Raw genomic sequence first — 13,005 nt, forward strand, 5'->3', positions numbered from 1 at the left:
CCATTTACTCACCCGGGGCGGGGGTCCGGAGGGCACAGAAGGCCTGCATTCCAGGCGCTACAGAGTCTTTTTCAGGCTTGAGCCAGATCAATGCCCGGCGCTGCGCACCCGCCCTCAGCCACTGGCAAGCAGGGCTTCGCAGGCGGCAATGTTGTCCAGGTGCGACACACGCATTTCGACGAGCATCTCCCGGGCCGCCTCGTCCTTCAGCCCGGGCAAGACCTCGTCGATCTTCCTGACCACCCAGGCCTGCCCCTTGTTGAGGAAGACCAGGCGTGCGGCAAGCCCATCGACGGCGAGGGTCTTCTGCACGAAGGCGCCGGTGTCGTGGGAGGCCACGCCCCCCAGCCGGCGGATGGTCTTGTAGAGGCGCACCGCGTTGGCCCCTTCATCCTTCTGCAGGCGTTCCAGCAGCAGGCGCTGGGGCGAGCGGGCGTCCAGCCCGTCCCGCAGGATGGCCAGCACCTTGGCGCCGGCACGTTCGGCTTCCAGCAGGGCATTCAGGCCATCGATCACGGCCGGATCGGGCGGCTCGGCGCCCTCACCGAAATAGCCGGGAAACTCCGCCGCATAACAGGGTGGTGAAGAGCAGCCCGGCTGCGGGGGAAGATCCGCATCAGAGGGTTTGGGTGACATGGAGCCTCCTGATCAGTCGATGTGGCGAATGACGAATACTTCCGGGTCATCCCCGTGCTCGAGCAGGATACGGCGCACCCGGTCCTGCCACAGGCTGCGGAACAGCTGCGTCTCCTCCTCGTCCGCGGCACCCGCCAGACAACGCTGCATCAGCGGCATCATCTGCGGATCCGCCGGCACCGCACGCAGGTTGACCGCCGCATCCACCGAGCTGCCGTCGTCGCGCCGGGTGAAGCGCAGTTCCCAGGCCTGCTCGACACCGAAGGCCAGCAGGCCGCGCCGCTCGAAACGGCCGGCCAGGCCCTTGAAGCCGGTATCGCCACACGCGCCGGTGAGCAGGGAGGCGACACTGGCCACCACCCCCGCCACCCCGGCCGGGGCCTCGTCACGCAGCGTCACCTGCACGCCCCCCCGCTCCGCCATGGCTGCGCCGTACAGGGCACCGAGGGCCAGCCGGGTCAGCCCGTAAGCCCCCGCCACGGTCGGACAGGAATGCCCGGCAAGACGCACGGCATCGAGATAGCGGTATTCAATGACACCACCGTCGACAGCGCCGAGGAACTCGGCAAGGGGGTCACGCACCCGCACGCGGGGCACGGCGTCAAAAAACGGGGGGTAGTGCACGGAAGGCTCCTCCAGGGAATGCAGGCTCATCGATGCACCCTATCACCCGCCGGGGGGCACTTTCCTTGACCCGCGATATGCCGATCGGCCCGATGAGCCCCGGGCCCGATTCGCGCCTCAGTGCTCCCGCCCATCCACCCGGGGCGCCAGCAGGCGGGGGATCAGCCGGAAGCCGAGGATGGCGAAGGCGGCCGTCCACGCCAGGGCCGCCAGATGGATCCAGTGGGGATAGGCCGCGGGGAACACCTGGGGCAGCACGATGCGCACCAGAAAGGCCAGCAGCATGATCCGGATCACCAGCCGGTCGCCACGGTCGAACACCACCTTGCGCCCGGTATGCCCGAGGGAGATGCGCACCAGCATGGCCGGGATGATCAGGCCCATCGCACCGAAGGTGAATACGTGCATCGGCAGGCTGCCGGTCCAGCCCCGCAGGCCCACCAGGGCCAGGACCTCCAGCAGCAGCTGGGCCACGATGGCCAGGTAGCCCAGGTACATCACCGCCAGTTCCAGACGGCGGAAGCCCAGATCGGGCCGCCACCAGGCAAACCGGTAGAGCAGCAGGGCCGCGAGAATCACCAGCACGGCCAAGGCCAGCGCGGGAGGTATCCATGCCTGGAAGACGAGACAGGCGGCGCTCAGCTTGATCGCCAGATCCAGCCGTGGCCGGCGCAGGATGTCCACCTGGAACACCCCCTTCATGAACTGGGTCAGGGTGCGCTCCAGCATGACCAGAAAGGCCATGCGGAACAGGCCGAGGCTCATGCTCGCGCCGGCAGCAAAATGGGCATCGGAGAGCAGCAGCAGCTTGGCGGCCAGGAAGGCCGGCAGCACCAGGAGAAAAAAGTAGTTGTCGGCAAAGCTGTCCTGGTGGCGGTAACGCAGCAGCGTGACCAGCAGCATGACGACGATGCTGCCGAGGAAGACGAGGTTGGATGCCCAGAACAGGGCCGTCGGCCACCCACCACCCCAGGCCATGCCGATGCGCTCGACACACCAAGCCAGTGCCAGCCCGACCAGGGCTGCGCCATGGTAGCCCCGGACCTGCACCCAGTTTTTGGTGGCAGTCAGCAGGAAGCCGCCCAGCACGGCCCAGCCAAAGCCGAAGAACATCTCGTGGGCATGCCATTGCACCGGGCTGAAGCGCCCCGCCGGCGCGGGCAGCACCCCGGAAAAGACCAGGGCCCAGAGCATGGGCAGGAGCGCCCCGGCCGCGCAGGCGAGGATGAAGAAGGGCCGGAACCCGACGAGCCACAGGGGCTTGGCAGAAAGAGTCATGGCAGCACTGCGCAGGAGAATGGGGCGGTATCGACCGCCACCATGCTAGCCCCGCCGGCCCTGCCGCCGCCTTGATCGGCGACAGCTCGCCCCTGCCAGGGGCGGAATCAGCCGCGCCGCCGCGGCCCGGCGGCCAGGCGCTCCAGGATCACCGGCCCGAGCCGCTGGGCGGCCAGAAAACCGGCAGCAATGAAGACCTTGCGCGAGGCAAAGTCGGTACTGGAGATCCGCCCCACATCCGGGCGGACGGCGATGTCAGCAGTGGCCACCTCGTTGGTGCGCAGGGCGTGGCTCATGATCTCGAAGGAGCGCTGGAGCAGCTCGAACAAGCCCCCCGTCTGGTCGCCTGCCGGATCGGCCCCACCCACATCCACCGCCACCACCACGTCGGCCCCCAGCTGGCGGGCGGTCCGCACCGGCACCGGGCTGACCAGCCCGCCGTCCAGGTACTCCTGCGCGCCCTGGGCTGCTGGCACGAACACCCCTGGAATGCTGCACGACGCCCGGACCGCGAAGCCCGCGTCACCGCTGCGCAGCACCGCCAGATCGCCTGTCGGGTAGCGCGTGGCGACGGCGGCGAAGGGGGTCGGGAAGCTCTCGATGCTGCGCCCGCGCAAAGCCTGGTTCACAAAGTTCTGCAGGCTCTGCCCGGTCACCATGCCCCGCGGCGCATGGCCCTGCACCACGTCGATGATCTCGCTGTCACGCACCCTCAGGGCCAGCTCTTCCATCCGGTCACCGCTGAAGCCGGCAGCCCAGAACGCACCCACCAGGCTGCCTGCGCTGCACCCGACGATCAGATCGGGCCGGATGCCGTGGGCCTCGAGCCCCTTCACCACCCCGATGTGGGCAAAGCCGCGGGCCGACCCGCCGCCCAGCACCACGGCCAGCCGCGGCTTGCGCGGCGCCCCCCGCTCACCCGGCGCTGCCGCCAGGGGTGCGGCCACGGCGGCAAGGCCACCCAGCACCAGGGCCCTGCGGCGCGCAGACAGTGCGTCGTGGCTCATTGGGGAGCCTTGCCGCGGGCCTGGAGCAGGCTGTCCAGCTCGGCCTTGAGCTTGCCGAAGGCCTCCTCGAAGAGCCCGGCCGGCTCGCCGCGGGTCAGGTTGTCCACCTTCTCGTCGAGGATGATGATCTCGACGCGCCGGTTGAGGCGCCGCCCGGCCTCCGAATCGTTCGGGGCGATCGGTTTTGCCAGACCGTAACCGACGGCGGTGATCCGGCCCTCCGCCACCTGGCGCTCCAGCAGGGCCTGACGCACGGCGGTGGCGCGGGCAACGGACAACACAAGGTTGGCGTTCTCGGAACCGATGGAGTCGGTATGCCCCTCGAGGGACACCGACTTGGTGGTCTTTTCCTTCAGCAGCAGGGCCACCCGATCCAGGTAGGGGGGCGAGCGGACCGGGTCGAGGGTGGCCTTGCCGAAGTCGAACAGCACGTTGTCCGGCAACCACACAAGCACGCCACGCTCGGTCTGGCCGACCGCCAGCTTCACGGGTGGAGTCTTGGCGGGTGGGGTGGCACAGGCTCCGAGAATCAGCACGGAGCAAAGCATGGCGGACAAGCGCCCGATCACTGGAGACATGAGGAGGATTCCATTCGAGTGTTCACGCCCGGCAAGGCTACAGCAAGCCCGGAGGCATACTTTCAAATGTTGTTAAACACTGAAAGACGACTGTCGGACTCACCCCGCCGCGGACATGCTCACCCGGTCACGCCCCTCGCGCTTGGCCTCATACATGATGCGGTCGGCGCTCAGCAGCAGGGCTTCCTGATCCCGGCCATCCTCGGGGTAGAGGGCCACACCGATGCTCGACGAGACCTCGAGGCACAGGCCGGCCAGCAGGAAAGGCTCCCCCAGGGCGGCCCGGATCTTCTCGGCGACCCGCAGGGCATCCACAGCGCCCTCCACCACGGGCAGCAGCACCACGAATTCGTCACCACCAAACCGCCCTACCGTGTCGGACTCCCGCACACAGGCACGCATGCGCGCAGCGGCCTCCTGGAGCAGCAGATCGCCCACCGCATGCCCGTAGGTGTCATTGATCGGTTTGAAGCGGTCCAGGTCGATGTACAACAGCGCCACCCGATGGCGATTGCGCCGGGCAGTGGCAAGGGCCAGGCTCAGGCGATCGGTGACCAGCGCCCGGTTGGGCAGGTCGGTGAGCAGGTCATGCTCGGCCATGTGCGTGATGCGTTCCTGGCTGGCACGCCGCTCGGTGATGTCCCGGGTCACCCCATGTACCTCCAGGATGCCGCTGCGGGGGTGGAGGCCGTAGGTGGTCACCACCTCGGTCCACACGCTGCTCCCGTCCTTGCAGGGCTGCTCGTAGACTTCCGTGTAGAAATGCGGCGGCCCATCCGGATCGGCCCGGAAGGCGCGGCTGCGTTGACGCACGAGGCTGCGCAGGGTGTTCCGCTCGCTGGGCTTGACCGCACTCTCGATGGGGCTGCCCAGCACTTCGGCCACGGTGTAGCCACGCAGGCGCTCGATGGACGGGCTGACATAGGTGAAACGCAGGGTGTCGGCATCTGCGGTCCACACCACGTCCTTCATGGTTTCGGTGAGGACCCGGTACTTCTCCTCGCTGGCCTGCAACTCCCCGGCGGCCAGCCGTGCCTCCGCCACGCTGCGGTGCAGCTGGCGATTGATGCGGTGGATATAGGTGGCCACGGCAATGACCAGCGCCAGCCCCCCGAGGGCCGCGGCGAGGTAAAGGCGCAGCCCCTCGGAATCACCCGCGCCGCCTTCGGCATACAGAAAGCCGCGGAAATCGAAATCCCGCGGGAGCATGCCCATGTCTCCGTAGGTATCGACGATGTGCTGCCAGCGCCCCGGGTTCATGTAGCCGATCTCCACCAGGTCGGGGCGCACCAGCGGCACCATCCGGCGGGCTTCGAAGAGATAGAAATCCAGGGGCTGCGCGTCGGAGTAGCGGGAATGGATCAACGCCGCCACCTCCTCCGGGTGGTCCATGGCATAACGCCAGCCCCGCAGGCTGGCCTCCCGGAAGGCCCGCACCAGCTCCGGGCTGTACTTGACCCGGTTCTCCGAGGTGAACAGATTGTCACCGTAGAAATCGATGCCCGCCGAGCGGGGCGTGAACACGTGGTAGTTCATCCCCGCCTTGTCGAGGGCGTAGGGCTCGTTGGACGAATACGCGGAAATCGCATCCACCTTCCCGGAGATCAGATCTTCCGGCTCGAAGCTGTGCTCCACGCGGGTGAGGCTGTCCAGGGGAATGCGCTCACGGCGCAGATAGGCCAGCAACTCGTCCGAACCCGGCTCGATCATCACCCGCCGCCCCACCAGATCGTGGATCGACTGGAGGTAGGCATCCTGGCGGGCAATCAACACCAGCGGCGAATGCTGGAAGATGGCCGCCAGCACGACGACGGGCTCGCCGGCCTGGCGGGCCATCAGCAATCCGCTGGTGCCCACACCGAAATCCGCCCGACCCGAGCTCACCTCGGCCACCACGTTCAGCCCGGGCCGCGCCTCCAGCAGCTTCACTTCGAAGCCGGCCTCCCGATAGAAACCCTTTTCCTGGGCCGCGTAATAGCCCGCAAACTGGAAACCGTGGCTCCATTTGAGCTGCAGGGTCAGGGGCGTCTGGGCCAGCAGGGGCATGGCACCGAGCAGCAGGAGCACGGCCGCCAGGGCATGGCCCCAGGGGCGCGGCACGACAATCCGGATCCGGGATGGCGAAAACATGCGGGATGAACGCTTCGATCAATGCGCCGAGTATACAGGCCCGCTCCGCAGCCCCACCCCGGGGAAGCACCCCGCCCCGGAAAATCACGATTTTCTTGAGGCGCCGGCCCCCGGCAGCGGGTATCTTCGAGCCCGCTCCGGCCACCTCCCGGACCAGAACAAGACATCGGAGACACGAATCATGCCGCCCCGCTTCACCCCCCGCCCCCTCGTCATCGCCCTCGCAGCCGCCCTGGGTGGCGCCAGTCTGGCCCAGGCCGCCGACGACGCCAAGCTCACCCTCAACCCGGTGGTGGTCACCGGCAGCCGCGCCGAAGCCGCCAGCTTCGACCTGCCCGCCGCCATCGACGTGCTCGACCGGGAGCAGATCAGCGCCGGCCAGCCCCGGGTGAATGCCTCCGAAGCCCTCATCGCAGTGCCCGGCGTGGTGGCCAACAACCGCCAGAACTACGCCCAGGACCTGCAGATCTCCACCCGCGGCTTCGGTGCCCGCTCGGCCTTCGGCGTGCGCGGCGTCAAGCTGATCGCCGACGGCATCCCGGCCAGCATGCCCGACGGCCAGGGCCAGGCTGCCACCTTCAACCTGGACGTGGCCGAACGCATGGAAGTGCTGCGCGGCCCCTACTCCGCCGTGTATGGCAACCACTCGGGCGGCGTGATCCAGCTGTTCACCCGCGAACCGGAAGACCGCCCCAGCGTGGAGGGCGGCTTTGCCGCCGGCAGCTATGGCACCACCAAGGCCGATCTGGGCGCCCAGGGAAAGGCCGGCGGACTGGGCTATGTCTTCAATGCCTCCCGCTTCGACACCAACGGCTACCGCGACCACTCCGCCGCCACCCGCGACCAGGCCTTCCTCAAGCTCACCGGCAAGCCCGACGACGTCAGCAAACTGACCTTCACCATCAGCGGCATGTGGCAGCACAACACCCAAGATCCCCTCGGCCTGTCCTGGAACGCCTACAAGGCCAACCCGAAGGCGGTGGACAGCTCAGCCCTCGCCTACGACACCCGCAAGAGCATCGACCACCTGCAGGCCGGCGTCGCCTACGAGCGCCGCATCGGCCGCGACACCCTGCAACTGTCGGCCTACAGCGGCCAGCGCAGCGTGATCCAGTACCAGTCCATCCCCTTCAACGTGCAGGCCAATGCCCGCCACTCCGGCGGCATCATCGACTTCGACCGCAGCTTCTACGGTATCGGCGCCCGCTACATTGCCGTGGGCGACCTGGCCGGCGGCCGGCTGACCACCACCTTCGGCGTAGACCTGGACACCAGCACCGACGTGCGCAAGGGCTACGAGAACTTCGTCGGCACCACCCTGGGCGTCAAGGGCCGCCTGCGCCGCAACGAGACCGACAGCGTCGAGAGCCTCGACCCCTACGTGCAGACCGAATGGGCGCGGGGCAACTGGGCGCTCACCGCTGGCGTGCGCCACAGCCAGGTGAAGTTCAAGGTGGATGACCAGTACATCGTTGGCGTCAATGGCGACGACAGTGGCCGCAAGGACTACAGCAAGACGACGCCGGTGCTGGGCGTGGTGTACAAGCTCAACCCGGCCGTCAATCTCTACGCCAGCGCGGGCCGCGGCTTCGAGACGCCGACCCTCAACGAGATGTTCTACTCGGGCAGCGGTGGCAGCTTCAACTTCGGCCTCAACCCCTCGAAGAGCGAACACTACGAGATCGGCGCCAAGGCCTTCGTCGGCAACAACAGCCGCCTCAACCTGGCCTTCTTCCAGATCAACACCGAGGACGAGTTGGTGGTGGATGCGGCCACCGGTGGCCGCACCAGCTACAAGAATGCCGGCAAGACCCTGCGCCAGGGCGTCGAGGCGTCCTTCGACACCGCCTGGCAGCGCAATCTGACAAGCCGCTTCGCCGTGTCTCACCTGCGCGCCATTTACGACGAGGACTTCCGCACCGGCAACACCAACACCCTGGTCTCCGCCGGCAAGCTGATGCCCGGCATCCCCCGCACCACCGTGTTCGGCGACCTGGCCTGGAAGATCGCCCCGTCCATCACCGGCACGGTGGAAGGCGTGTATCGCAGCAAGATGTACGTGGAGGACACCAACGGCCAGCTGCCGGCGCCCTCCTACTTCATCGCCAACCTGCGCCTCACCGCCCAGCAGCAGGCCGGCGCCTGGCGCTTCACCGAGTTTGCCCGCCTCGACAACGTCTTCGACCGCAACTACGTGGGCTCGGTGGTGGTCGGCGACGCCAATGGCCGCTACTACGAGCCCGCCCCGGGCCGCAACTGGATGGCTGGGGTGAACGCCCGCTACACCTGGTAAGGCGAGCCCGACCAAAAAAATGGCCCCGGACATCCGGGGCCATTTTTCATGGGGAAGCGCGTTCAGGCATCAGCCCGCATCAACCACCCGGGCGATCAGGGCCTTGATGGCGTCGGCGTCCACATCCATCACTTCGACGCGCTGGGGCAACGCCTCGATGTTCTCCAGGCCGGCCGGGCGCGCCGGCTTGCGGCCCAGGGCCTCGACGATGGTCTCCTCGAACTTGGCCGGCTGGGCGGTTTCCAGCACCAGGGTGGTCACGGTGGGGTCACGCTGCTCCAGGGCCACCTTGAGGCCGTCGGCGGTGTGGGTGTCGACAACCGTGGCGTAGTCCGTGTCGGCGCGGCGGATGGTGGCCAGACGGTCGGCGTGGTTGCTGCTGCCAGACGTGAAACCATACTGTCCGATGCCCGCAAACTCGGCGGAGCCGGACAGATCGAAGGCGCCGCCCGCGTCTACCTTGCTCCACAGCTCGCGCACCTTGGCGCCGTCGCGACCCACCAGGTCGAAGACGAAGCGCTCGAAGTTGGAGGCCTTGGAGATGTCCATGGACGGGCTGGAGGTAGCGTGGGTCTCGGCGGTGTTGCGGGGGCGATACACGCCGGTGCGGAAGAACTCGTCCAGCACGTCGTTCTCGTTGGTGGCGAGGATCAGGCGGCCCACGGGCAGGCCCATCTGGCGGGCAATGTGGCCGGCGCAGATGTTGCCGAAGTTGCCCGACGGCACCACGAAGTCCAGCTTCTCATCGTTGCTGCCGGTGCCGGCAAAGTAACCCTTGAAGTAGTACACCACCTGGGCGGCCACACGGCCCCAGTTGATGGAATTGACCGCACCGATCTTGTACTTGGCCTTGTAGGCGTGGTCGTTGGAGACCGCCTTCACCACATCCTGGGCGTCGTCGAACATGCCGCGCACGGCGATGTTGAAGATGTTGTCGTCCTGCAGGGAATACATCTGGGCGCGCTGGAAGGCGCTCATGCGGCCATGGGGCGAGAGCATGAAGACCCGCACGCCGTGCTTGCCGCGCATGGCGTACTCGGCCGCCGAGCCGGTGTCGCCCGAGGTGGCACCGAGGATGTTGATCTGCTCGCCGCGCTTGTCGAGCACGTACTCGAAGAGGTTGCCCAGGAGCTGCATGGCCATGTCCTTGAAGGCCAGGGTCGGGCCGTTGGACAGCTCCAGCAGACCGAGCTTGCCCGGCTCCAGCCAGTGCACCGGGGTGATGTCAGAGGCCTTGGCCCCGTCGCGCACATAGCCGTACACCTCGGCGGTGTAGGTCTTGTCGCAGATGGCCTTCAGGTCGGCGGCCGGGATGTCATCGATGAACTTCGACAGGATGGCGAAAGCCAGCTCGGCGTAGGACAGGGTGCGCCAGGCATCCAGCTCGGCGCGGCTGATCTGCGGGTAGCGCTCCGGCAGGTAGAGGCCACCGTCCGGCGCCAGACCGCCAAGGAGGATGTCACAGAAGGATTGGGGGGCAGACTGGCCGCGGGTGGAGATGTAGCGCATGGTTCTCGCCGAGTTGAAAACGGAAAGCCTTGGAAGATAGCACAGGCGCCCCTCCCCTTGGCGGCCGGGTCGCGGCCCCGCTCAATCCGGCCCGGGTGCCCGGGCCAGCAGCCCACTCATCAGGGACAGCGCAAACAGGGCCACGCCCAATGCCGCCGGGGCTGCTCCCAGGCCCTGCCCCGCCAGCAGAAGCAGCCCGCCGATCAGAAACAGGACCGCCCGGATGCGCCCGTGCCGGGCCAGGCGCTCGCGCAGCGTCGTGCGGGCCGGCGTGATCGGGCCGGGGTGGCGCCACACCGGCAGCAACTGGGACAGCGCCCCCGTCACCAGAGGCAGCAGGAAGCCGGCAAAGAAGCCCGCCACGGCCAGGCGGCCCGGCATCAAACCCAGCCCATGCGCAGCACCGGCAACGCACAGGCTAACCAGACCAAGGGTGGCCACCAGCAGCGAGGCCGACACGCCATCGCCCGCCAACCGCGCCCCGCCATGGGTGCGCCACCAGCCGGCCACCGTCGCCATCACCACCCCGCCGATCAGCGCCGCCGCCGGCACGCCCAGCCAGGGCAGCCCACCGGCCAGCGCGGCGCCGGCAATGCCCGCCAGCATCCACGGCAACTGCCGGGTCAGGCGCGTGGCGGCCAGGGGGTCGGGACGGGCCAGCGCGGTGGGCATCAGCACATGCAGGGTGCCGATGGCGCTCAGGCCGATGAAACCGAGGGTGTTGAGGTGCAGGTGCGCCAGCCGCGCCAGGCGATAGGCCGGCGGCCACACCAGCCCGACCCCGACGACCACGAGGGCCAGGATCAGGCAGCCCAGGGCCGCCACATACCAGCTCAGGCCGGGATGGGGCCTCCCCAGGGCCTTGCGCCCCTTGCCCAGCACCCAGGCCAGAAAGGCCACCGTAGCCACCACGCCAAGGCTCACCGCACCGTGCAGTGCCCAGCCAGGCAGCCAGCCCCCCAGGGCGCCCAGCGCCAGCAGGCCGGCCGCCTGCATCACCAGGGGAAGCCGATGCACCATCCCCCGGGCGCCCCCGCTGCGGGTCAGTACCGGCACGAAGTGGCCCATGGCGGCAAACACCAGGGGCATCGCCCCTACCGCAAAGGCCGCGTGGGCCGCCGCGGCCGGCGCCGCTCCCTGCAGGGCCAGCCCGATCGCCAGCGCGAAAGCCAGCACCGCGCAACATCCCAGATAAATCAGCACTGCCCTCACCCTTTCAATTTGTTCATGCCAGGCAATCACGGATCAAGGCGCGACGCCGCGGTCCATGCCTAGAGTGCCGGCCCGAGCTTCCGGAAGCCCCTCCCGATGGACGGTCTGCGTACGCCCCTGACCCGCTTTGCCCGCCGCTACCTGATCGCGGACGCGGCCCCGCTGTCCCGCGCCGAGCGCCTGCGCAGCGCCCTGGCGGCCCTGGCCGGCCTGCTGATCTACGAGGCCGTGCTGTTTGTGGCGCCCGTCAGCCCGGAGGCCAGGCGTGCCCTGGCGCCCCTTGGCGCCACCGCCGTCATCCTGTTCACCTTACCGCACTCGCCCCTCGCCCAGCCTTGGTCGGTGGCCGGCGGACTGCTGCTGCCGGCACTCACGGGCCTGGCCTGCGGCACCTGGATCGGCTCCCCCTTTCTCGCGGCCGGTCTGGCCGTAGGCCTGTCGGTCGGCATCATGGGCTGGCTGCGCTGCATTCACCCGCCCGGCGGCGCCATGGCCCTGGTCATGGCCGCCCACGCGCTGCAGGGCCAGGATGCGGCCACCGGGCTGGCCGCGGTCGGCTGGAACGTGCTGGCCATGCTCATCGCCGCCACCGCCGTCAACAACGCCCTGCCCGGCCGACGCTACCCCCTGTGCTCACCGCCGGTGCCCCAGCCCGGCCAGCCCCGTCCGCCCACGTCGGGGATCAGCCAGCCCGACCTGGCCGCCGCGCTGCAGGAGATGGACACCTACCTGGACGTGAGCGAAGACGACCTGACCGAGGTCTTCGGCCGGGCGGCCCGCCATGCCTTTCACCGCCACGTGCTGCTCACCTGCGGCGCCATCGCCGAACCCGCCCCCGCCAGCCTGAGCTTCGCCACCGATCTCAACGAGGCCTGGCGCCTGATGCGCATCCACGGCGCCAGTGCGCTGCCGGTGGTGGACCGGTCGGGCCGCGTCGAGGGGCTGCTGGGCCTGGAGGACTTCCTTCGCCATGTGGCGCCCGCCGACGGACCTCGGGTGGGTGAGAACGTCCGCCGCCTGCTGCGCCCCACGCCCGGCCCGTCGAGCGACAAGCCCGAGGTGGTCGGGCAGATCATGCAGACCCCGCGCCACGGGCTCCGCGTGCTCGGCGAAGACGAAGGCATCGCGGTGGCCGCCGAGATCCTGTCGGGCAGCGGACAAGCCCTGCTGCCGGTGGTAAACGGGCAGGGGCGGCTGACCGGTGTGATCAGCCGCCCCCACATCACGGCGGTACTGTTCCGGCACGAGGCGCTGGCCTACGTGCGCAACGACCGCCTGTAGCCGGATCAGGCCACCCGGGCGAAGTCGATGACGATGGCGCCCGGCTCACGCTGGCGGTAGGTGATGCTCACCTTCTCGCCATAACGCTGCTGCAGCTGGCCCAGCAGCGGCAGGGGGTCGTGGTCATTGCAGAACTGCATCACTTCACCCGGCACCAGGGCATCGAGGGCGCCAAAGATGGCGGCGTGGCGGAAGCGCTTGGCAATGCCGCGGGCATCGAAGGGGTAGATGGCTTCGGGGGTGGTGTGGTTGCAGACGTGGATGGTTTGCATGACGGCTCCTGGGGCTCGGTAAAGTCCGACTGAATTTGTCGGGTATCGTTAGTTTGCCGCTTCACCCTGCCCCGTTCCTTGATCTGGATCGGTTTTTTGCCCGTGCCAGACATCGGGATAGGGGCGGTCAGATAATCTGACCGTTCCCCTCCCACACCACCCGGCATGCGGGTCCGCACCGGGCG

The 13,005-nt window shown here is 68.4% G+C and carries 11 protein-coding genes; 2 read left to right on the plus strand and 9 right to left on the minus strand.

Going from position 1 to position 13,005, the window contains the following annotated elements; genetic code table 11:
- Positions 1-114: 114 nt before the first annotated feature.
- The 6 genes from L6Q67_RS21495 to L6Q67_RS21520 form a co-directional block, all read right to left on the minus strand.
- On the minus strand, positions 115-636 hold the full coding sequence (locus tag L6Q67_RS21495) for a DUF6306 domain-containing protein (RefSeq protein WP_296574695.1): 522 nt from the start codon (positions 634-636) through the stop codon (positions 115-117).
- A 12-nt stretch (positions 637-648) separates the two neighbouring features.
- Entirely contained in the window at positions 649-1,260 is a 612-nt protein-coding gene (locus tag L6Q67_RS21500) for a hypothetical protein (RefSeq protein WP_296574698.1), read from the minus strand.
- Positions 1,261-1,377: 117 nt separating this feature from the next.
- Positions 1,378-2,538, minus strand: coding sequence for an NnrS family protein (locus L6Q67_RS21505; RefSeq protein WP_296574700.1), 1,161 nt, complete (start codon positions 2,536-2,538; stop codon positions 1,378-1,380).
- A gap of 107 nt (positions 2,539-2,645) precedes the next feature.
- Complete coding sequence (locus L6Q67_RS21510; protein WP_296574702.1) at positions 2,646-3,545, minus strand: patatin-like phospholipase family protein; 900 nt, start codon at positions 3,543-3,545, stop codon at positions 2,646-2,648.
- Complete coding sequence (locus tag L6Q67_RS21515; protein ID WP_296574704.1) at positions 3,542-4,123, minus strand: OmpA family protein; 582 nt, start codon at positions 4,121-4,123, stop codon at positions 3,542-3,544. The genes L6Q67_RS21510 and L6Q67_RS21515 overlap by 4 nt, the downstream gene beginning before the upstream one ends.
- 99 nt (positions 4,124-4,222) lie before the next feature.
- The gene (locus L6Q67_RS21520) at positions 4,223-6,223 is read right to left on the minus strand and encodes an ABC transporter substrate-binding protein (RefSeq protein WP_296574711.1); all 2,001 of its coding nucleotides are present in this window, start codon (positions 6,221-6,223) and stop codon (positions 4,223-4,225) included.
- A gap of 211 nt (positions 6,224-6,434) precedes the next feature.
- Between L6Q67_RS21520 and L6Q67_RS21525 the strand changes: the two genes are divergently transcribed.
- Complete coding sequence (locus L6Q67_RS21525; protein ID WP_296574714.1) at positions 6,435-8,546, plus strand: TonB-dependent receptor; 2,112 nt, start codon at positions 6,435-6,437, stop codon at positions 8,544-8,546.
- 69 nt (positions 8,547-8,615) lie between these two features.
- On the opposite strand, the gene thrC is transcribed toward L6Q67_RS21525, so the two are convergent.
- Together thrC and L6Q67_RS21535 are read right to left on the minus strand one after the other, a co-directional pair.
- Entirely contained in the window at positions 8,616-10,055 is a 1,440-nt protein-coding gene (gene thrC, locus L6Q67_RS21530; protein WP_296574717.1) for a threonine synthase, read from the minus strand.
- A gap of 81 nt (positions 10,056-10,136) precedes the next feature.
- Positions 10,137-11,258, minus strand: a complete 1,122-nt coding sequence (locus L6Q67_RS21535) for a hypothetical protein (protein ID WP_296574720.1) — start codon at positions 11,256-11,258, stop codon at positions 10,137-10,139.
- Between the two features lie 105 nt (positions 11,259-11,363).
- Between L6Q67_RS21535 and L6Q67_RS21540 the strand changes: the two genes are divergently transcribed.
- Positions 11,364-12,548, plus strand: a complete 1,185-nt coding sequence (locus L6Q67_RS21540) for an HPP family protein (protein ID WP_296574723.1) — start codon at positions 11,364-11,366, stop codon at positions 12,546-12,548.
- Positions 12,549-12,553: 5 nt separating this feature from the next.
- On the opposite strand, the gene L6Q67_RS21545 is transcribed toward L6Q67_RS21540, so the two are convergent.
- Positions 12,554-12,820 (minus strand): DUF2249 domain-containing protein, encoded by a 267-nt coding sequence (locus L6Q67_RS21545; RefSeq protein WP_296574725.1) that lies wholly within the window; start codon positions 12,818-12,820, stop codon positions 12,554-12,556.
- Positions 12,821-13,005 lie beyond the last annotated feature (185 nt).

It is taken from the genome of Zoogloea sp. (assembly GCF_023150065.1).
GTDB lineage: Bacteria > Pseudomonadota > Gammaproteobacteria > Burkholderiales > Rhodocyclaceae > Zoogloea.